The 20,071-nt window shown below is 33.0% G+C and carries 17 protein-coding genes and 1 pseudogene; 14 read left to right on the forward strand and 4 right to left on the reverse strand.

Annotated elements, in window-relative coordinates; all coding sequences use genetic code 11:
• Positions 1–2: 2 nt before the first annotated feature.
• Positions 3–956, reverse strand: a complete 954-nt coding sequence (locus tag OPR42_RS04255) for an RluA family pseudouridine synthase (protein ID WP_406848678.1) — start codon at positions 954–956, stop codon at positions 3–5.
• Positions 956–2,767 (reverse strand): coiled-coil domain-containing protein, encoded by a 1,812-nt coding sequence (locus OPR42_RS04260; RefSeq protein ID WP_265041913.1) that lies wholly within the window; start codon positions 2,765–2,767, stop codon positions 956–958. The genes OPR42_RS04255 and OPR42_RS04260 overlap by 1 nt, the downstream gene beginning before the upstream one ends.
• Before the next feature lie 181 nt (positions 2,768–2,948).
• On the opposite strand from OPR42_RS04260, the gene OPR42_RS04265 reads away from it, so the two are divergent.
• The 3 genes and pseudogenes from OPR42_RS04265 to OPR42_RS04275 all read left to right on the forward strand — a co-directional run bounded on the left by OPR42_RS04265 (position 2,949) and on the right by OPR42_RS04275 (position 5,026).
• Positions 2,949–3,971 carry an IS110 family RNA-guided transposase gene (locus OPR42_RS04265; RefSeq protein ID WP_264375440.1) on the forward strand — a complete coding sequence of 341 codons (1,023 nt, stop codon included), beginning with the start codon at positions 2,949–2,951 and terminating at the stop codon, positions 3,969–3,971.
• 163 nt (positions 3,972–4,134) lie between these two features.
• Positions 4,135–4,374: pseudogene (gene terL / locus OPR42_RS04270) on the forward strand (phage terminase large subunit); the annotation flags it as partial.
• 130 nt (positions 4,375–4,504) lie between these two features.
• The gene (locus OPR42_RS04275; RefSeq protein WP_265041915.1) at positions 4,505–5,026 is read left to right on the forward strand and encodes a pyrimidine dimer DNA glycosylase/endonuclease V; all 522 of its coding nucleotides are present in this window, start codon (positions 4,505–4,507) and stop codon (positions 5,024–5,026) included.
• Between the two features lie 208 nt (positions 5,027–5,234).
• Here the strand turns inward: OPR42_RS04275 and trmB are convergent, their stop codons facing one another.
• Positions 5,235–5,879, reverse strand: coding sequence for a tRNA (guanosine(46)-N7)-methyltransferase TrmB (trmB, locus tag OPR42_RS04280; protein WP_265041917.1), 645 nt, complete (start codon positions 5,877–5,879; stop codon positions 5,235–5,237).
• Positions 5,880–5,982: 103 nt separating this feature from the next.
• Here trmB and OPR42_RS04285 point away from each other — a divergent pair, with 103 nt between their 5' ends.
• Genes OPR42_RS04285 through OPR42_RS04295 form a run of 3 tightly spaced genes read left to right on the forward strand, consistent with a single transcriptional unit; the run spans position 5,983 to position 8,294 of the window.
• Positions 5,983–7,635 carry a 30S ribosomal protein S1 gene (locus OPR42_RS04285; protein ID WP_264375979.1) on the forward strand — a complete coding sequence of 551 codons (1,653 nt, stop codon included), beginning with the start codon at positions 5,983–5,985 and terminating at the stop codon, positions 7,633–7,635.
• Positions 7,636–7,654: 19 nt separating this feature from the next.
• Complete coding sequence (locus OPR42_RS04290; protein WP_010404234.1) at positions 7,655–7,933, forward strand: HU family DNA-binding protein; 279 nt, start codon at positions 7,655–7,657, stop codon at positions 7,931–7,933.
• 43 nt (positions 7,934–7,976) lie between these two features.
• Positions 7,977–8,294 (forward strand): cell division protein ZapA, encoded by a 318-nt coding sequence (locus OPR42_RS04295; RefSeq protein WP_010404232.1) that lies wholly within the window; start codon positions 7,977–7,979, stop codon positions 8,292–8,294.
• Here OPR42_RS04295 and OPR42_RS04300 read toward each other — a convergent pair.
• On the reverse strand, positions 8,272–8,538 hold the full coding sequence (locus tag OPR42_RS04300; RefSeq protein WP_010404229.1) for a succinate dehydrogenase assembly factor 2: 267 nt from the start codon (positions 8,536–8,538) through the stop codon (positions 8,272–8,274). The genes OPR42_RS04295 and OPR42_RS04300 overlap by 23 nt on opposite strands.
• 99 nt (positions 8,539–8,637) lie before the next feature.
• Here OPR42_RS04300 and rseP point away from each other — a divergent pair, with 99 nt between their 5' ends.
• The 8 genes from rseP to ffh all read left to right on the forward strand — a co-directional run bounded on the left by rseP (position 8,638) and on the right by ffh (position 19,994).
• On the forward strand, positions 8,638–9,753 hold the full coding sequence (rseP, locus tag OPR42_RS04305; protein ID WP_264374540.1) for an RIP metalloprotease RseP: 1,116 nt from the start codon (positions 8,638–8,640) through the stop codon (positions 9,751–9,753).
• A gap of 7 nt (positions 9,754–9,760) precedes the next feature.
• A complete protein-coding gene (gene bamA / locus OPR42_RS04310) occupies positions 9,761–12,133 on the forward strand; it encodes an outer membrane protein assembly factor BamA (protein WP_265041918.1) in 2,373 nt (790 codons plus the stop codon).
• Positions 12,134–12,694 carry an OmpH family outer membrane protein gene (locus tag OPR42_RS04315; RefSeq protein WP_264682578.1) on the forward strand — a complete coding sequence of 187 codons (561 nt, stop codon included), beginning with the start codon at positions 12,134–12,136 and terminating at the stop codon, positions 12,692–12,694.
• 4 nt (positions 12,695–12,698) lie between these two features.
• Positions 12,699–13,130, forward strand: a complete 432-nt coding sequence (fabZ, locus tag OPR42_RS04320) for a 3-hydroxyacyl-ACP dehydratase FabZ (protein WP_264682576.1) — start codon at positions 12,699–12,701, stop codon at positions 13,128–13,130.
• Positions 13,131–13,175: 45 nt separating this feature from the next.
• Positions 13,176–15,989: an FAD-dependent oxidoreductase gene (locus OPR42_RS04325; protein ID WP_265041920.1), complete on the forward strand. Its 2,814-nt coding sequence runs from the start codon at positions 13,176–13,178 to the stop codon at positions 15,987–15,989.
• Between the two features lie 85 nt (positions 15,990–16,074).
• Positions 16,075–16,479, forward strand: coding sequence for a hypothetical protein (locus tag OPR42_RS04330; protein WP_265041921.1), 405 nt, complete (start codon positions 16,075–16,077; stop codon positions 16,477–16,479).
• A 627-nt stretch (positions 16,480–17,106) separates the two neighbouring features.
• Positions 17,107–18,666 (forward strand): proton-conducting transporter transmembrane domain-containing protein, encoded by a 1,560-nt coding sequence (locus tag OPR42_RS04335; protein ID WP_265041923.1) that lies wholly within the window; start codon positions 17,107–17,109, stop codon positions 18,664–18,666.
• A complete protein-coding gene (gene ffh, locus OPR42_RS04340; protein ID WP_264374535.1) occupies positions 18,651–19,994 on the forward strand; it encodes a signal recognition particle protein in 1,344 nt (447 codons plus the stop codon). The genes OPR42_RS04335 and ffh overlap by 16 nt, the downstream gene beginning before the upstream one ends.
• Positions 19,995–20,071 lie beyond the last annotated feature (77 nt).

The raw sequence follows: 20,071 nt of genomic DNA on the forward strand, positions 1-20,071 counted from the left end.
TATTAAGATATATTTTCAAATTCACCGATTAAGACTTGCATGTCTTGTGGTACATCAGAAACAAATTCCATGTATTCCTTACTTTTTGGGTGATATAATCCCAGCGTGTGAGCATGTAGTGCCTGTCTATTGAAATTACGGATAAAGTCAGAATTTTTAGCATATTTTACACTTTTACTACTATTTTTTCCGTAAACTTGATCACCAACTACAGAATGTCCTATGTGGCTCATGTGTACTCGAATTTGGTGTGTTCTGCCTGTCTCTAAAGTACATTTAACCAGGCTTGCTTGCCCTATAATTTTCTTCACTGAGTAATGAGTGATTGCTAATTTGCCTGTTGTTTTTGTTACGCACATCATTTCTTTATTACTGCGTTTTGGAGCAATATTAGTTTTTATAGTTCCTTGCAGATTAGGTAATGTTCCCCAAACTACTGCTAAGTATTCCCGTTTTATTTTACGATTTGATAGCAGCTCAGACAAGAAGCTGTGGGATTGTTCATTTTTTGCAATTACCATTAGTCCACTGGTATCTTTATCGAGTCTATGAACAATTCCTGGTCTTGTATTTGTATATGGGATTTTGCCAAGGTGAGCAATAACTGCGTTCAAAAGTGTATCATTGTTTGTTCCAGCACCTGGGTGCACTGTTAATCCACTTTGTTTACTCAGAACTATAATGTCCTCATCTTCGTAAATGATATCAAGCTTTATATTATGGTTAGGTTCAATTGATGTGGATTCATTTTCACAAGTAAGATGCACCGTGTACTTCTTGCCTATTTTTACTATATGATTGTTGTCGATTACAGGAATGCCAAGCAATGTTACCCGCTCATCTTGTATCAATCTTTGTGCTTTACTGCGTGATATGTTACACTTTTTAGCTATGTAAGTATCTAGCCTTAATTTTTTTTCGTCACTATTAACATTTAAGGTTATATCTATGGTCACTACCCTGCGCAAGCTACTTTGAATGCTGCATGAACATCTGGATTCACAAAATCAACTTTTGTACTAGGTTGAATTTGAAGGCCGTCTTGTTTTTTAATATGGCAAATTGTTTGAGAGCCATCTTTCCAGTAAATTATTATTTTATTATCAAAATCCCGTAGCGTTAACTCCCTCTTTTCTTCTTTTTTATCTTTTTCTTCTAGCTTAATAGACTCTAATAAATAATATAGAAAGTCACTTGCTTTACCGTTAACTTTTTTTCTCCATTCATCCATTTTTTCTTGTTCAGATAATTCTTTTTCCAATTTTGCATTTTCTTGCTCCAGCTCTTTCATCCTTTTTTTTGATTTTAATAATCTATGTTTTTCTATTGCTTTTTTCTCTTCATCTCGCTGTTTTTCAAGAGAAGTAGCAGTAATACTGCCTTCACTGCTATTAGGTTCATTTGATTGAGTCTGTTTATTCTTTAATTCTGCTAGCTCATCTTTTACTTTTTTTAGTTCTTCTTCTAATTCGTTCTTTATCTTTTCCGCTTCTTCTTTTTGTTTTTCCAATGTATCTATGAACTCACGATCATCGCTAATTGTTCTTTCTCCAGATTGAAAAAAGCCAACTAATCTGCTTGGTTCAAATCGCTCAACCTTATCTTCAGCGATTTTAATAGTATTCTCTAAACTAGAAAAAATGCTTTCAATTTTTAGTGAATTTGTTCTTTTTGCCAGCTCTTTAGCTTCGCTTAAAATGACCATCATTTCCTTACGCAACTTATCTAAATCTTTTTTGATGTCTCCTCTAATTCCTTGTAGATGAACAAGTGTTTCTTGAATTTCATCATTTGCAGGTTTTAGAAGTTTGCTATCAAGTAGATCTTTAGCTTCATCTAAGCGCTTATCAAATGAGTCAACAATTTTATCTGTAAAATTAGTCAAGTGCTTATCTAGTAATTTTATTAATCGAGATATTGGATCATTTTCTTCCTCATCTTTTGTCTTTTTTTCCATTACCGATACAAAACCACCTCTTCTGCATGGAAAGAGAATATCTAAATTATTAAATTTTTTAATAATATTATGATTATTGTTTATCTCATTGGTTTTTAGCTTGCTGAATGTTATACATATTCCAACGATAGCAATGATACTAGCCAGTACAACTGGAACCCATTCCAAAGCCTGAATATTGGCAAAGCTCAATCTATTTTGTATTAACGCACCAACTATAATTACAGCACTAATTACATATGGTATGGTAAGAAAAATGGCCTTATTTTTATTCTCTTGTATTTGATTATCTAATATTTTTTTCTGATTTTCAGAAATTGGCAAAACTATTGAAAAGTTTGCTTTTTTGGAATCTATAAGACTTAAATTTGGTTTTATCTCTATTTTCAGAGCATTTTCAGCGATTTCACTCATCTCGTTGTCTTTGCCACCTCTAATTTTATTATTTATTAATTCCTCTATCAACTTTTCTCCTTCTTTTATCTCCTGCTTATGCATATATCTCATAGCAGAAGAGGCTACAAAAGTTGTTAAAAGAATAATAGAAACCAAAGTGTAAATTGGCATGAATGTTGGGTTAAAAATATCTGTAATAAACCTTAGATCATTATGGGTTATTATTATTGCAGCTACATAAGCCAAAGAAAATTGAAGCCAAATATTTACAATCGCTATGGGTAGAGTGTTACTTACAGAATATTTCTTTGTTGCACGCCATAACCTAGGAAAAAAACCAATAGCATCATCTATTTTGGCAAAATTATGATCTTGTATCTTGTAAAAAGCATCTAATGTTTTAAGCTTAAGCATTAGATGGAGAAGAGAAGAACTCTGTCAGTGGTCTTAGATATAAAATCTGTAAGGTAGATAAGAGTTCTCTTCTCAAGAGTACAGGCTGGACGGTATCGTAGAAAAACCTAAATGGTTCTAATTCTGTATTCACAAGACTAGCCTTACTTTTCATTTTTAATGGTAACGCATGGGGTTATATATGATCAACAACTTTTTAGGTATAGATGTATCGAAAGATCGCTTTGATGTTTTTCTCTCGTTCATAAGCAAAAAAGGAAGATGTGAAACTAGAAAAAGGAGTTTTAAAAACGAGGATTCTGGGTTTCAAGGTTTACTTAGCTTTCTACAAAAACATAATGTAGAAGAAGTAAAAGCCTGCATGGAGGCTACTGGTTGTTATAGCGAAGCTTTGGCTGAGTTTCTGCACAACGCTGGACATTCTGTTAGTGTTGTAAATCCTTATTGCATAAAATCTTATGCAAGGAGTAAGCTGATACGACAAAAGAATGATCAGACCGATGCAGAAGTTATTGCTGATTATTGCCAAAGACAGGAACCTTCTAGTTGGACACCACCTTCTCCTGAAATGAAAAAATTAAAACATCTTTATCGTTGCTCAGTTGCGTTAAAAGATGAGTTAACATTAGTAAATAACCACTTAGAAAAAAAAGAGAGACTGCTTAAAGAAGTTGCAAGTGCTTGGGAAGACCTTGCAATGAATATAGCTCAAAAAATAGAAACAATAAAAAACTCCGTACGTGAACTATTAAATCAACATAAAGAATTGTTGGAAAATTTTCAACTTCTATTGACTATTCCAGGAATAGGAGAAGAATCAGCAATAGCTATTTTAGCTGAAGTTCCTGACATAGAGGTTTTTAGAGATGCCAGGCAATTGGCAGCATATACAGGAGTTATACCACGAAATATGACGTCAGGTTCCTCTGTATATGCCAAACCCAGATTAAGTAAATCCGGTTCACAAACATTACGTAAAGCACTTTTCTTTCCTGCTATAGTAGCTAAGAATCACAATCCTATCATTATTAGTTTTTGCCAGAGATTAAAGGAAAAGGGTAAGCATAATATGGCTATCGTTGGTGCTGCAATGCGTAAGCTACTCCATATCATTTTCGGTGTTCTAAAATCCAAAAGTGCTTTTAATCCTGACCATATCAAGAATTACAGGGCAAAGCGGTTGGAGGAGAATTTAGTACTTTAAAATCAAAAAATGCGTACTTTCTATCTTATGTAAAATAGCATTTTACACAAATTTATTTAATGTAGTTGGTTAGTGTATATGTTGATAGAAAGTATTTTTTGATTTCGTAATACAGCTTAAGATTCAATTTCTATAATTTTCTTGTTGACTGACAAGACGGTATCTACCTATTATTCAAATAGTACCACATGATGACAAATTAACTCGATTTCACCGAATTGTCCCAATTATAGAATCTGAGCGGGTTTTTCTCCCTAACCAAGCAGTATGGCTTAGCGACTTTGAGTATGAGATTTTAATGTTTCCAGAAATCCGTCACGACGATCAAGTAGACAGTACCGTGCAATATCTTCAGTGGGTGAGAAATAATATTGCTAGAGTGGTAGCTATACGTTCATTGTAGCTTGAAAAGGTTCCTCGGAATTGTGTATAATTTTTTTAACTGAGCTTATTTAACTTATCCATTTTCTGAATGATATTTTAGGGTTTATTGAAATAAATACTACGCAAAAATTCTATCTCTGGGTGCTTAGATGAATATCTTTATATTAGACGAAAATCCTGTAACTGCAGCACAAATGTTATGCGATAAGCACATAGTAAAAATGCCGCTAGAAACTGCTCAATTGCTTAGCAGTGTTTTTTCAATAGCATTAAAAGAGCCAAATCCTTTAGTCAGCATTACAAACCAGAATATAGAAGTTCCATATAAACTTACTCACAAAAACCATCCTTGTTCTTTATGGGCTAGACAATCAAAAGGAAACTTTGATTGGTTAATAAAATATGGAAAAGAATTGTGTATAGAATATAGCTTGCGATACAAAAGAACGCATAAATCCGAAGAAGTTATAGATTGGTGCGATAATAACAAGGATTTGCTAATATTTCGATCAGCTGATATACAAGCTTTTACACAAGCGTTACCTGATCGATATAAATGTAATAACCCAATAGAAGCATATAGAGAATATTACCTAAAAGAAAAGATGAGATTTGCTAAGTGGGAAAAAGGTAGAGAAGCACCAGATTGGTTGCTAGACAAAATGCTATAGGTTATAAAATTATCCAAACCGATCATAAAAAAGGTAGAATTGAAGTTGCAAAAGCAATGCTGGCTGATAATGTTGATGTTTATCAAGTTTATTGATCTTTCTATTTGTGAGATTAAAGAATTCAGTAAACTGTTATTCCCAGTATATGGTAGGCTACTTGCACTATAGAGTGTCATGTACACATCTGTACTAAAAAGCAGAGGTAAATCTAAGTCAGTTTAGATATAACATTTACTTTAAAAAACTTTATTTTACGCTGATATTCTAGCGCTTTTCTGTGGTATTTTGTTGGGGTATAATTTGCAAAACTATCTTCCTTATAGGTTAAAAAATTACACTGCTTTATATGTAACTCTATCCACTCTGCATAATCCTGATGATCAGTTGCAATAAATATTTCACCTGTGACAAGTATTTTTTTTGCTAATAAATTTAAAAATTCCGTATTAATTAACCGTCTTTTGTTGTGACTTCTTTTTGGCCATGGATCTGGAAAGAGAATAAAGAATTTTTCAACACTGTGGTCAGGAAAATTGACAATTAATTCTCTTGCATCTTCTGTCCATATTAAAATATTTTTTATGCTGTGTGCTTCTATGCTTTTTAGCAAGGAAGAGACCCCCTTTAAATAAGGCTCACATCCTATAAATAATAGATCAGATTCATTGAATGCCTGATGGAGCATATTTTCACCATTACCGAAACCTATTTCTACTCGTATTCTTTTTTGTAAGTCTACGATCTTTTTTATAGATTCCTTGCTGTTTTTAATAGAATACTTCTTCAAAACATTCAACTTCAACCTAGATCTTCTGGAAAATGACCTAATCCAATTATTATTCCTAGATAACATATCTTACATAACTTAATCTTTTATAGCTTAAACAATTCTCGAAATGAATTAATGAGAATTTACTTGTCACTAATTATTAATATTATATAATATATGAGTTCTAATGAAGTTAAAATTAAAAGGTATGGAAAGTACAGTTGCTATCAAGAGGCTATCATCAAATAGGTTCATAGAAGAGATATTTCAAGATCAATTTGATAATCAAGACAATGACTTTTGTGAAGATTCTTTTGCTAACAAAATCAAAGAAGGAGATGTGGTAGAAGGTATAATCACAAGAAGAAATTCTAATGATATTGTGGTTGATGTTGGTTTAAAGTCAGACGGAAGAATTCTGATTAAGGAGCTCAGTTGTAATGATGATATCACTGTTGGCTCGAAAATTAGAGTTTATGTTGAGAGAATTGAAGATTACCATGGTAATGTTGTTCTTAGTCGTGAGAAAGCAATCAGAGACGAAAAATGGAATAAATTGGAAGAAAGCGCAGTTACAAAAGATGAAGTAACAGGAATCATTAAACGCTCAATTAAATGCGGTTTTATTGTTGATCTTGGTGATGGAATAAGTGCGTTTTTACCGCTGAGTCATGTGGATTTGAAGCAAATAAAAGATGCTAATCACCTTATTGAAACTGAACAAAAATTCATCGTGCTTAAAATGGATAAGAAGCAGGGGAATATTGTAGTATCAAGAAAGCTGGTATTAGAGAAATTGCATGCTGGTGAAAAAATTAAGTTTTTAGAATCTTTAAATGAAGGTGATGTAGTAGAAGGCAAAATAAAAAGCATCACTCACTACGGTGCATTTGTTGGCATTCATGAATCAGATACAGTGGGAGTTATAGATGGGCTGCTACATATTACAGATATCTCTTGGAGTAATGTAAGTCATCCATCTGCAATTTTTTCTTATGGTCAGCATATAAAAACTAAAATTATAAAAATAGATAGAGAAAATGGAAAAATCTCCCTGGGTGTAAAACAATTAGGAGACAATCCTTGGCAAGATCTAGAGTCAAAATGTCCAATTAACAGCGTACACAAAGGATGTGTAACGGGTATAAAAGATTGTGGATTCATTGTTGAGATTAAACCTGGGATTGCGGGTTTGGTACACTCATCAGAAATAACTTGGAGCAAGAGTAATTTACCAATCAGTAGTTTTGTAACAATAGGACAAGAAGTGGATGTAAAAATTCTCGGTATTGACATTATTAAAAATAAGATGAGTTTAAGCACAAAAAGGTGCGTAGAGAATCCTTGGCAAGTATTTATTGATAAATATCCTCTTGGTTCTATTGTTTCTGGTAAAGTTAAAAGCAACAATGGTTCACAAATATCTGTGACTTTTGATAATTCTGAGATATCTGAGGACGTAGAAGGAACAATTTATATGCAAAATCTAAGTTGGTCGAAAAACAATTCAGATGAGATAAAAAAGTATAATGTAGGTGATGAAATAGAAGCAAAAGTGATAAGGGCTAACGTAGATCGGACAAGAATTTATCTTGGAGTAAAGCAAATAGAGTATGATCCTCTTGAAGAACTGATAGAGAAAGTTAAAGTAGGGGATAAAATTCAGGTTACTGTAAGTAAGAGAGAGGAAAATGGTCTAATCGTTGAGGTTGAGAACAATGTAACCCTTTTAGTAGATCAAGAGCATTTACCAGAAAATAAAAAGTTTTCTATATCAGAAAAAATACAAGTTGAAGTAGTAGGTGTTGAAAAATATAATATAATATTATCTGCCAAATAACTTCTTGTGCTTCATATAAATGGCAACGAAATCTGATATAATAGCAAAAGTGGCAAAAAAACACCTTTTGTTAGATAAGGTCATTATAGCAGACATAGTTGATAGTTTCTTTCGAGTGTTTTCAAACACGTTGAAATATCATAATAGAGTTGAAATCAGGGGGTTTGGTTCTTTTTCAATTAGAAGCTATAACTTGAAAGAAGCAAGTAATTTGACGTCACAGAAGGTTGCAAAACATCAATACTTTAAAACTTATTTTCGTAGCAGTAAAAAGTTATCCCTCTTGATAAATGAATAAAAATCTATATTGTAAATTTGAAAGTTGTACAATATAGCATCATATGCAAGTAGTAGAAATAGTTATACATAATAACACATATAAAATATCTTGCGAAAGTAAAAAGAAGGACCATTTATTACAACTTGCTAATAGCTTCAACAAGCTAGTTAGCTCCATATCTCAAAGAACTGGAGGTAAGGGCTCAGATGCATTAAATTTCTTACTTGCAGCATTGACTCTCGAAGACAAAATTTTAGAATTAACAAAGCGATTAGACGAAATAAATCAAGAATGCAAAAAGTATAGGGAGGAAAAAAGAGTAGAATATGCTGAAGTATTAGATAGGGTAAACAAGATTATTGGGTGCATAAGTGATTAAAGCAAGCAATCAAATCGACTACCTCACTACTCAAATCAGGGGGGAGAAGTTTCTTACGAGTGATGTAACAATATAATTCGCAATCATCAAGATCAACTATTTTTTCGTATTCAATTAGTTCACTTAAGGAAAATTTATCAAGATATTTCAATGCAAAATGCCCTAAAAGTATATCAGTTTCTTTACAACCCCTATGCCAACTCCTATACATCAGTTTTCTTCTTAATAAGGAGATATCTATCATTGTCATTAAACTTTTTTTTAATTTAAAGACTAAACTAAATACTTGTCAAGCAAGGCGCATTTTAATATACTCAACGTTTGATTAAGATTTAAAACATAGGTGGAATTAATTTCTCATCAACTTAGCGCTGGAATATATTATTTTTTATCGTTTTCTTTAATAATTTCTATCATAGTATTCGTGCATGAATATGGGCATTATATTGTCGCTAAAGCATGCAAGGTTAAAGTTGAATCTTTTTCTATAGGCTTTGGTCCTGAAATTTTTGGTTTTAACGACAAGTCTGGAACTAGATGGAAATTAAGTGCCTTTCCATTGGGTGGCTACGTTAAAATGTTAGGGGATACTAATGCAGCAAGCGTTCCTGTTGATCAACAAAAATTAACTGAAGAAGAAAAATTATACTCATTCCATACAAAACCTCGATATCAAAAAGCAGCAATAGTTTTTGCAGGGCCTTTTGCAAACATGATATTTACCGTTATAGCTTTCACAATATTTTTCAGCGTGGCAGGTTATTATCGTACTCCACCAGTAATTGGTAATGTAATTGAAGAAAGTGCAGCAAAGCAAGCTGGCCTATTACCAGGTGACACTATTACACAGATCAATGAGTACAAAATAAAATACTTTGAAGATATTTCACGCGTGATAATGTCCAATCCTGAAACAAGGATAGAAATTAAGTATAGCAGAAATAACGAAGAGTACAGAACTATTCTAACTCCGTTTACAGTTGAGGATAGAGATGTCTTTGGTAACATAATAGAAAGAAAAACTATAGGAATTACCTCAATTAATATGATAGGGTTAAAACAGTCATCTTTTCTTGGAGCTGCTAGCCTATCAGTGAATGAAACCTACCACACTATGTGTTTAACAATCAAAGCACTCTTTCAAATTGTTGTTGGTAAAAGGAGTATAAATGAAATAGGTGGGCCAATAAAAATTGCAAAATATTCAGGGCAATCAGCTAAAAAGGGACTTATGATGGTTCTATATTTTATGGCAATTATTTCAGCTAATTTAGCTGCAATTAACTTGCTGCCAATACCACTACTAGATGGTGGGCATTTATTTCATTATATTATAGAAGCAGTTATACGTAGAGATTTGAGTTTGAAATATCAAAAATATGCAGTCACTTTTGGTGCTACCATACTGTTTTTGTTGATGGCAGTTGCAATCACAAATGATATTAGGCATCTTTTTTAAGATACATATGAAAAAGTTATTTCACATACTAATAATAATACTTATTTCTTTTCCCACTCTACTTGTTGCTCTAGAAAATAAAGAAAAAGTACAGATAAAAAATATTAAGTATATTGGCAATGAGCGAGTAAGTGATCAAACAATAAGGTTTTATACAAAATTAGAACCAGGTAGTCATATAAATGATGATGATGTAGATTCAGTTATAAAAGATTTATACAAAACAAAGTTATTTGCTAGTATTAACGCCTATATCGATGATGAAAAAAACTTAGTAGTAAAAATTCATGAGAATCCATTGATTAACAAAGTAATATTGAAAGGCAATAAGTTATTTAACAGTAAAGAGTTGCTAAATAACGTTATCCAGTCAAAATCACTAACTATTTTCACTGAAACAAAATTACAAAACGATTTAATAAATCTAGCTACTCTTTATAGGAACAGTGGTAAAATTGGTGTTAAAATTGCATATGAGCTAGATAAGCTTGGTAGCAATAGGATAAACCTAATTTTTAAGATAAAAGAAGGAAGAACGTCTAAAATTAAGGGTTTACGATTCATAGGTAATAAAAACTTTTCAGCAAATGAGCTAGAGCAAGTTATCAAAAGGCATAGCAACGATATATTTAGTAAGTTATTTAGAGCCATTTTTAAAAGCGGAACTCATTATTCACCTCAATATCTACTGATTAACACAGAACTGCTTGATCGCTTCTATTCATCTAAGGGATATATTCAAAATAATATCCAACCAATTGTTGAGGTTGATAATAACAACCAAATAGAGTTAACTTTTTTGATTGATGAAAAGCAGCAATACTTATTTGGAAATAATGAAGTTGATATTGAAACTGAGATTCAGGATTTAAGTTTAAGGGAAGAAATATTAGAATTTATCAAAGAGGAAAATAATCAAATATTTAATAGGGTTAAAATTAACAATACAGCAGAAAAAATAAGTAAACATTTAAACGAAAAAGGATATATATTTGCAAAAGTTAATCCAGAATATACACAACGTAACAATATTGTGGATGTAACTTACAAAGTGCTACCAGGTAAAAAGATTTATATAAACCAAATTACTATTGATGGCAATGACCGCACTTTAGATAAAGTAATTAGAAGAAAACTTAGCATGGCAGAAGGCGACGCATATAACACATCTGAGATTCAAAAATCACGTAGAAAACTTATATATAGCGATTTTTTTGAAACAGTAAAAATAAATAGTTATATAGTGGATGAAAATGCAGTAAATCTTGATTTAAATGTCAAAGAAAAAAGAACTGCCTCGTTATCTTTAACAGGTGGCATGTCTCTTCCTGGTGGAGTATTTGTTAAAACCGATTTCACAGATCGTAATTTATTTGGTAGTGGTAAAGAGGTATCTTTTGCTCTTGAAAAAAGTCAATATGTTCTTTCTACTAGTATAGACGCTGTTGAAAATAATTTTAACGATTCTGATACGTCATTAGGCGTAGGTATATTTTATGAAAAACAAGATAAGCCAAACACCACTTTTGATACTTGTGACTGGGGAGGAACAGTAAAATTATCTTATAAAATTTTAGAAAATCTAACCAACTCTATTCGCTATTCTTATAAATATAACCATATACATATGGACAATAAGAGTGGAAAAGATGAGGATATCTCTGAGATAATAAGAGATCAAAAAGGTGAGTATCAGATCTCATCAGTTGGATACACGTTAGCGTACAATAAATTGGATAATCTATATACTCCAAAGGAGGGGTACTTGTTGCGCTTAAATCAGGATATTTCAGGATTGGGAGGAAATGTAAATTTCCTAAAATCTGAGTTTTTGTCTTTTTATACACGCCCTATACTAAGCAAAATTGATGATGATATAACATTGCGCTTTAAAATAGCAGCAGGTCATATTTTCTCTTATACCGATAAAGAGCTAAATATTGGCCAGCACTTTTTTAAAGGTGGTAATGAAATTAGAGGGTTTGATCTTTCTGGTATTGGACCAAGAGTAAAAGATAAGAAAGGTAAAGAAGGTAAAGAAGGTAAAGAAGGTAAAGAAGATAGAAGCTCATTAGGAGGCAAAACTTATTTTAATTTAACACAGCAAGTAGATTTTCCATTACCTAAATTATACGACTACACTGGTATCAAAGGCTCATTATTTGTTGATTATGCAATGCTTTTTGGCTTAGATGAAAAAGTAGGGTATAAAGGAAAATATTACGACAGTAAGCTTATAAGAGTATCACCAGGTTTTGGCTTTTCAATGCCCTCTCCTTTTGGTAGACTTAGATTAGATTTTGGGTTTCCCTTAGTAAAGGAAACTTATGATATAATACCATCACCAAACGTTAAAATTTCTATTGAAGCGGGGATTTAAATGAAATATATACAGTTATTTACATCAGTTATTGCCTTAATTATTTCCTTATTTGTGGGGTATAAGTTTGTAGGGTATCAACCTCAGAGCACGCTTAATACAAAGGCTGCCATTATTGATAGTGACAAAGTTATCAACGAATCTCTGGCTCTGCAAAATATACAACAACAAATAAAGGAGCAGAATTCTAGATTACAGCAAGAATTTGAAAATGAGTTAGAAAAATTTAAGCCATCGAAAGAAGAATTTGACCTTTTGTCAGAGGAAGCAAAAAAAGAAAAGACAGAACAATTTAGTAAGCATACTGTAAGCGTTAGGGATAATTACGCTAAGAAAATGTCACATTTAGAAGAAAATTATAGAGAAGCAGTAGAAAGTGTCTTTAACAAGATAAAAGAAGTTGCTAAAAGAACGGCAGAAAAAAACAATATAGATTTAGTACTATTTATTTCAAAAAAGAATCAAGTTTTATACTCCATGGATGAAGTCGATTTATCGGATGTGGTATTAAAAAATGTAAACAAGGAAATACCTGAATTTGCTTTGCAAAGCATTGAGTAGGCTTATGCAATGTAATATCAATGATATTATAAAAATACTACCACATTCTTATCCTTTTCTCTTAGTAGATAGGGTTATAGAATGCGAACCTGGTAAAAGTATAAAAGCAATCAAAAATGTGACTTTCAACGAGCAATTTTTTATTGGTCATTTTCCTGGCCATCCGATAATGCCAGGAGTTTTGATAATTGAGTCTTTAGCTCAGGCATCTGCTATATGTGTTCTCGGTAAAGAAACAATAGAAAATAAAGTTGTTTACTTTATGTCTATTGAAAACGCAAAATTCAGAAGACCAGTTATTCCAGGGGACACGTTGGTTCTTCAATCCAATATAAAAAATGCGCGTTTGGGTGCACGCAAATTTGAGTGTGTTGCATATGTTGGGGAAGAAAAAGCTGCAGAAGCAACAATCTTAGCAAGACTGCAAGACAAATAAAATCTTCATCTGTAAGAAACAGTATGTACACTGTATAGTATAACAATGCAACTGAATTTCAAAATCTCATTTTCAAACTTATACACTTGTAGTGGATTAATAAAATTAGATGAGACGTTTTTAGATTATATAAAATCGTGCGATGAAAGCTTGTTTTGTTCATTAATTGAAGCAAGAGAAAAAGCAGCTTCTTCTTTGATGTCATCCCAGTGCTTGACACTGGGATCCATAGAACAACCAATGTTGGCCACTCAAATGACAGATAGTCAGTTAATAATAGACCTCTCATATTTACTTGATGAATTTATTGCAAAACTTTTTAATATTGGAAAAGAAGCAGAGGAGCTAAAGAAAAAGCACAACGACTTTGCTGCAATATATAAGTGTAAAAGGTTATTTGTTCAACGCTATGCATTAAAGAAGTACACTGATATAGCAGATATAGATATTGATTATGTTACCAGCAAATTAAATCGCTTTCTTGCCCTACCAACAACAGAAAAAAATTTTGCTGAGCAGGTGATGCGTTGGTTGGAAAATAAAGAGGATCACAAAGAAGAAATAGAACTTGCAGCGCAATATGCAGCGTGGAGAGTGAAAAATAAACAGAGTATACTTTTTAGTATTCACAGAAAAATTGATCACGAAAATCTCGTATCGTTCTTCAAAAAAGAAGTAGACGAAGTTGAGGTATTGTATTCAAGCAAAACAAAAAGACGACATGGTTTTGATCTGACAAGTGAAAAAGTGAGTTTGAATAAAGCATTGGATAATGCTCATTACTGCATATTTTGTCATAAGCAAAATAAGGACAGTTGTTCAAAGGGGCTAAGTAATAACGACAATACCTTTAAACAGTCCCCACTCAAAGTTGAATTGCACGGCTGTCCACTAGAACAGAAAATATCAGAAATGAATCTGGTGAAAAGCGAAGGGTACAGCATAGCAAGCCTTGCAATTGTGGTAATAGATAACCCATTATGTGCAGCTACTGGGAACAGAATATGCAATGATTGCATGAACTCATGCATATATCAGAAACAAGAACCTGTAAATGTGCCAATGATTGAAACAAGGATTCTAGATGATGTGCTCAGTTTACCGTATGGATTTGAAATATATTCTCTGCTTAGCCGTTGGAATCCTTTAAATTTTCAGCGTCCATTGCCAAAAGGAAACACAGGAAAAAACGTCCTAGTTGTAGGGCTTGGTCCTGCGGGTTTTAATTTAGCTCATCATTTATTAAACGATGGGCATAACGTTATCGCCATTGATGGACTAAAGATTGAACCTTTGATCGATAATTTTCAGCTAATTAAAGATTTCGAGCATGAAAAACTAAGTGAACGCACAGCTGGTGGATTTGGTGGAGTAGCAGAGTATGGCATAACCTCTAGATGGAACAAAAATTATCTAAAAATCATTAGACTTTTGCTGGAAAGACGTGAGAATTTCGCACTTTATGGAGGCATTCGTTTTGGCAGCACGATAACTGTTGATGACGCATTTAACTTGGGTTTTGATCACATTGCCTTGGCACTTGGCTCTGGTAAGCCACGAATGATCAAAATAAAAAACATGCTAGCTCGTGGAGTGCGCATGGCATCTGACTTTCTTATGTCATTACAACTGACTGGCGCTCTTAAATTTGATTCTATAGCAAATCTGCAAGTTCGTATGCCGATAGTTGTTATAGGTGCGGGGCTTACTGCGATTGACACTGCCACTGAAGCTTTAGCGTATTATCCAATTCAAGTAGAAAAATTTCTTCTTCGTTATGAAATATTGGTTGATAAGTACGGAAAAGACTGTGTTGAAAAAGATTGGACAGAGGAAGAACACAAAATTGCAAATGAGCTGATATCGCATGCACAATTGATCCAAAAAGAGCAAGAATTAGCAAAAAAAGAGAATAGAGGAGCAAAAATACTGGAGTTAATGCAGAGCCTTGGGGGAGTGAAAGTTGTATATAGAAAAGAGCTAAAAGACTCACCAAGTTATCGATTAAATAGTGAAGAGGTGCAAAATGCACTGTCAGAAGGGATTTACTTTATTGAAAATTTAGAGCCAGTTGAAGTTGTGACGGATAAATATAACCATGCTGAATCAATAAAACTAATAGACAAAAAATCCGGCGAAATTAAATGCATGAAAGCACGTTCTATTTTTATAGCAGCAGGTACTGAGCCAAATACAGTTATTGCAACAGAAGATAAAAAGCATTTTAAATTAAGTAATGGGTATTTTACTCATTTGAATTCATCAGGAAAAGAAATAGACCCAATATTTTCTCCTAAAATGCAAAATAAAGATAGAATATTAGTGTATAAGCAAGGCAATAAAACAATCAGCTTTTTTGGTGATCTTCACCCTTCGTATAGCGGCAGCGTCGTGAAAGCTATGGCAAGTGCTAAGAACGGCTACCCTATTATTTCTCAGCTTTTGAGTGGAGTGATCCAAACAGCTAATCAGCCAGCGTCACGCGCTGGAGTGACGCTGTTCCGTCAAGCTAACAAAGAATTCTTTAATAGAATCAAAGAGCAATTCACTGCAAAGGTTATAAAAGTTCAATATTTAACAGACAAAGTTGTGGAAATAGTGATCAAAGCACCACTTGCGGCAAAGAATTTTAAACCTGGACAATTCTTTAGGTTGCAAAATTTTGAAACCAATAGCAGAAAAACTCACCTCACTATGGAAGGTATAGCAGTAACCGGCACTGAAGTAGACAAAAAAAAAGGATTTATTTCTACTATTGTGCTTGAAACTGGCGGTTCCACTAATTTATGTAAATGTTTTAAAAAAGGTGAACAAATAATTCTTATGGGTCCAACTGGCAGTCCTACTGAGATTGGTTAAACCTATTTTGTACTAACTATACCATAATGTATATTATTTATTAATAAATCTATACTATAATAATGATTTTTATTAAGGTAGTATTATGACACATCAGTTAATATTCACACTTCCAAAAGAAAGCTACTCTATAGCTATAGGACCATGTTCTGCAAAAAGTAGAAAGTGTAAGGAGTTTATAGCAAAAAACGAAGACGTAGGTATGAAATTTCTTATTTCTACTAAAGATGATACTGGCAAAACAGGAAAAATGTCCCTTTGTAAAGATAATAACGGTCAAGATGAGTGTACAACATCCTACACAGTTCAATCTCCAGTAATTTATAATGATCTTTTTAATGATAGCTTTAGCTACGTAAGTGTTCTTTCGGATCATGATAAAGGACATTTAACTAGGATGCGCAATGAATTCGATAAATATAATATTGATTACAAAGTTATGGATGACGGTAAAACACAGAATGTGCTGTCAGAGGATTTTATGATCTAATTTTCATTATACAGCTACTAAAGAGCTTTCTTGATTCCAGTGTCCGCTACTCGAATGCCGTCATTACAGTACTTGATACAGGGATCTATAGCTAAAACAATTTAAGATTCCGCTACGTGTTAGCGGAATCTATGCTGAGACACCGCGGCGGTATCTAAAAAAAGCGTTAAAGACTAGATTAGCAAAGAATTCTTTAATAGAATCAAATATTGCGAAGAGCATAAAAGTCGAATGAGTGCATTGAAAACTGGCAGCTCCATTAGATTTATGCAGATACTTAAAACAAAGAAAGTAAATCACTCTCAACTAGCAGACTTACTGAAGTTCTGGATATTGAATTGATGCCAAATTTTATTTCAAAAAGTAAATAATTTACTAACGCTCGTGCACAAATTAAAAATAAATTATGCACGAGTGTAGCACTGTGAATTAGGAGTGCTATATTAAAGCTTACCTCACTATTAAAGCTATCGGTCAGATTAGATTAAAAACCTAATCTGACCGGTTTCTCTATAACCTTCTAAACCCTGATATAATTATATGGTAATTAGCTTAACTAGTGGTTAATATGCAAATTGATTTTATTTGTATGTTGAGGTAGCATAAACCATACTGTTTTACATCATTGTGCAACTTTATAAATTTTTATTGCTATTTCTATTGACTACATTAATAGTGATAGTCCTAATATTACCTAAAAATTTAGGTACTACACTGAATTGCTCTCATCCAGTTCTAAATTTTGATTTATCTTTTCGCATCGTACTAATATCTTTTTTATCAGTTGCATTTTTAGCTGTTCTACCAACACAAAATTTGACTTTTTCAGAGATGCTATCTTTTTTTGCTTATACTACCTGCTCACTCTGTGCAATTTTATCCAAGCAGATAATGTTGGTTATAATATTCTTTGAATTAATGACCATCAGTGCATTTTTTATTATCGCAGCTAGCTGTAGAGATAGTGGATCTGCAATAAGGTACGCTTGTGTACACTTTTTGGTTGGAGTTATATTGACAGCAGGATTGGCACTTCAAAGCACTAACCTGATAATTTTGGGTTTATTGATAAACTGCGCTTGTTTTCCTTTTTCGTTTTGGGTTGTTGATGCATATCCTGCTGCATCACTACATGGCACTACATATCTCTCTTTATTTACCACTAAAGTCTCTTTTTTAGTGATGCTTTTACACACTTACACCCTATGGCAAGATTGTACTGAAATATTAGCACTTGTAGGCGCCATCACTGTAATTTACAGCATTATATTTGCTTCTCTTGAGCAAAATATTCGTAGATTTCTATGCTATAATGTTGTAGGACAAATGGGCTTGCTGATTATTGCAGGAGGTTTACTCAGCCCTTCGGAAAAGGCAATACCAATTTTGATGCTACACATAATTTTCTCTCTTGTTTATCAATCATTATTGTTTGTGGTTAGCAATGCGATTATTTCGCGGACAAAAACAATTAGTTTTAATGGAGTGGGTAAATTGATGTCAGTCGAAGGCATGTGTGCTATAATTGCGATATTCACAGTGGCTGCATTTCCTGGAACCGTTGGATTTATTAGCAAATCATACATTACAGCCGAAATTGAAGCAAGTGGTGCTAATTTAGAAGTGTATAAAAATTTATACAAGATTCTAAATTTACTGCTTTATTTAAGCGTGGGACTCAAGTTTTTCTATTACATATTTATCGCTAAAAGCAAGTCCAAACCTTCAGAAGGGAAAGAAGGTAGAATAACAATGATTATTTTAGCATTCATATGTATAATTGCTGGCAACCCTTACTTGCCTATTTACAATAACCCTTCGATTTTCGATTTTGTGTACAACACAAAAAATATTTTGTCGCAATTTAATTTGTTATTATGTACCACTTTATTGTTTATTCCTTTACGCAAGTTATTTTACCCAAGAATAAATTTTAAAATGGATATTGATTGGATTTTTAGAGCTTTCGTACCCTATATTGTCTTGCTGTTCAATCAATTGGTCTTTAAAGTGAGAGAAATGTCTGCCAACGTACTGCAAAACTTGACTAATTCACTTACTAATTTATACTTTAATAATATTACTAAACTTAAAGAAGTGATAAGTTATAACTCAGTAAGTTTTGTTTCAGCTTCTTCTCTCTTTTTAATGAGTATTCTACTAATGCTATTATGTTTAAATCGTTAACTGAAAGTTTAAATTCTGTATTTAGTAAACTGAGAGGAAAGTCGATCATTTCTGAAGATGATTTTAATCTTGCCATGCGTGAAATACGTATAGCTTTAATTGAAGCTGACGTTTCACTTGAAGTTGCAAAAAAATTCATCAACGACATTAAAGATAAAGTGATTGGGGAAAAAGTCATAAAAAGTGTTTCTCCAGCACAAATGATAATTAAAATTGTGCAGGATAATTTAGTTGCAGTTCTCGGATCAGAGAAAAGTGACTTAAATCTAGCAGTTAAACCCCCTGCTGTGATTATGATGGTGGGCTTACAAGGTGCAGGTAAAACAACTACCTCAGGAAAGCTTGCTTTAAAGCTAAAAAAGCAAAAGAAAAAAGTGATGCTTGCCTCTTTAGACATTTATAGGCCGGCTGCCCAGAAACAACTTGAGGTGCTGGGTAAACAGATAGACGTACAAACTTTATCTATAGTAATAAATGAGGAGCCTATTGCAATTACAAAAAGGGCACTGGCAGCAGCAAAGAACGATAATTATGATGTATTAATACTAGACACCGCAGGCAGGCTTCATATTGACAATAATATGATGAATGAGTTGAAAGCCGTAAAGGAAATAGCTTCACCTGCAGAAGTTATTTTAGTAGCCGACGCAATGATAGGCCAGGATGCGGTCAACATTGCCAAATCATTCAATGAGGTAATAGGTGTAACCGGCATTATTCTCACCCGTGTTGATGGTGATGCACGTGGTGGTGCTGCTCTTTCTATGAAAATGATCACCGATTGTCCAATTAAATTTATTGCTTGTGGTGAAAAATTAAGTGACCTCGATGATTTTTATCCCGATAGAATTGCAAAAAGGATACTTAGCATGGGTGATGTTGTATCATTGGTTGAAAAAGCTGCTGAGATTGTTGGTCAGGAAGAAATTGATAAGTTACAAAAGAAAGTAAAAAAGGGTAAATTCGACCTAAACGACCTAGTGGGAATGTTAAAAACTCTGAGTAAAATGGATGGCATTAGCAACATAATGAAATTCATCCCTAGTTCATTCACAAAAAAGCTAAGTAGCAGTGTGCCAGACGACAATAAAGTGAAAAAATATATAGCCATCATAAACTCAATGACCGAAAAAGAAAGGCAAAATCCAGATATTTTAAATGGCAAAAGAAGACTTAGAATTTCTAAGGGGTCCGGAACAAGTGTAACTGACGTTAATCTTCTAATTAAGCAGTATAATCAAATGAGCTCTATGGTGAATAAATTCAGTAAAGTTGATCATAATAAACTCAAAGAATCTGATTTAATGGATATGCTGAGCAGAAAATAAATCAGCAGGTAGTAGAATGAAATAAAATCATCAGTTGTAATTGCTGTTGAGTAGTGAAGTAACAAATTCAATAAATT

This window comes from Wolbachia endosymbiont (group B) of Melanostoma mellinum, from assembly GCF_947251465.1.
Taxonomy (GTDB): domain Bacteria; phylum Pseudomonadota; class Alphaproteobacteria; order Rickettsiales; family Anaplasmataceae; genus Wolbachia.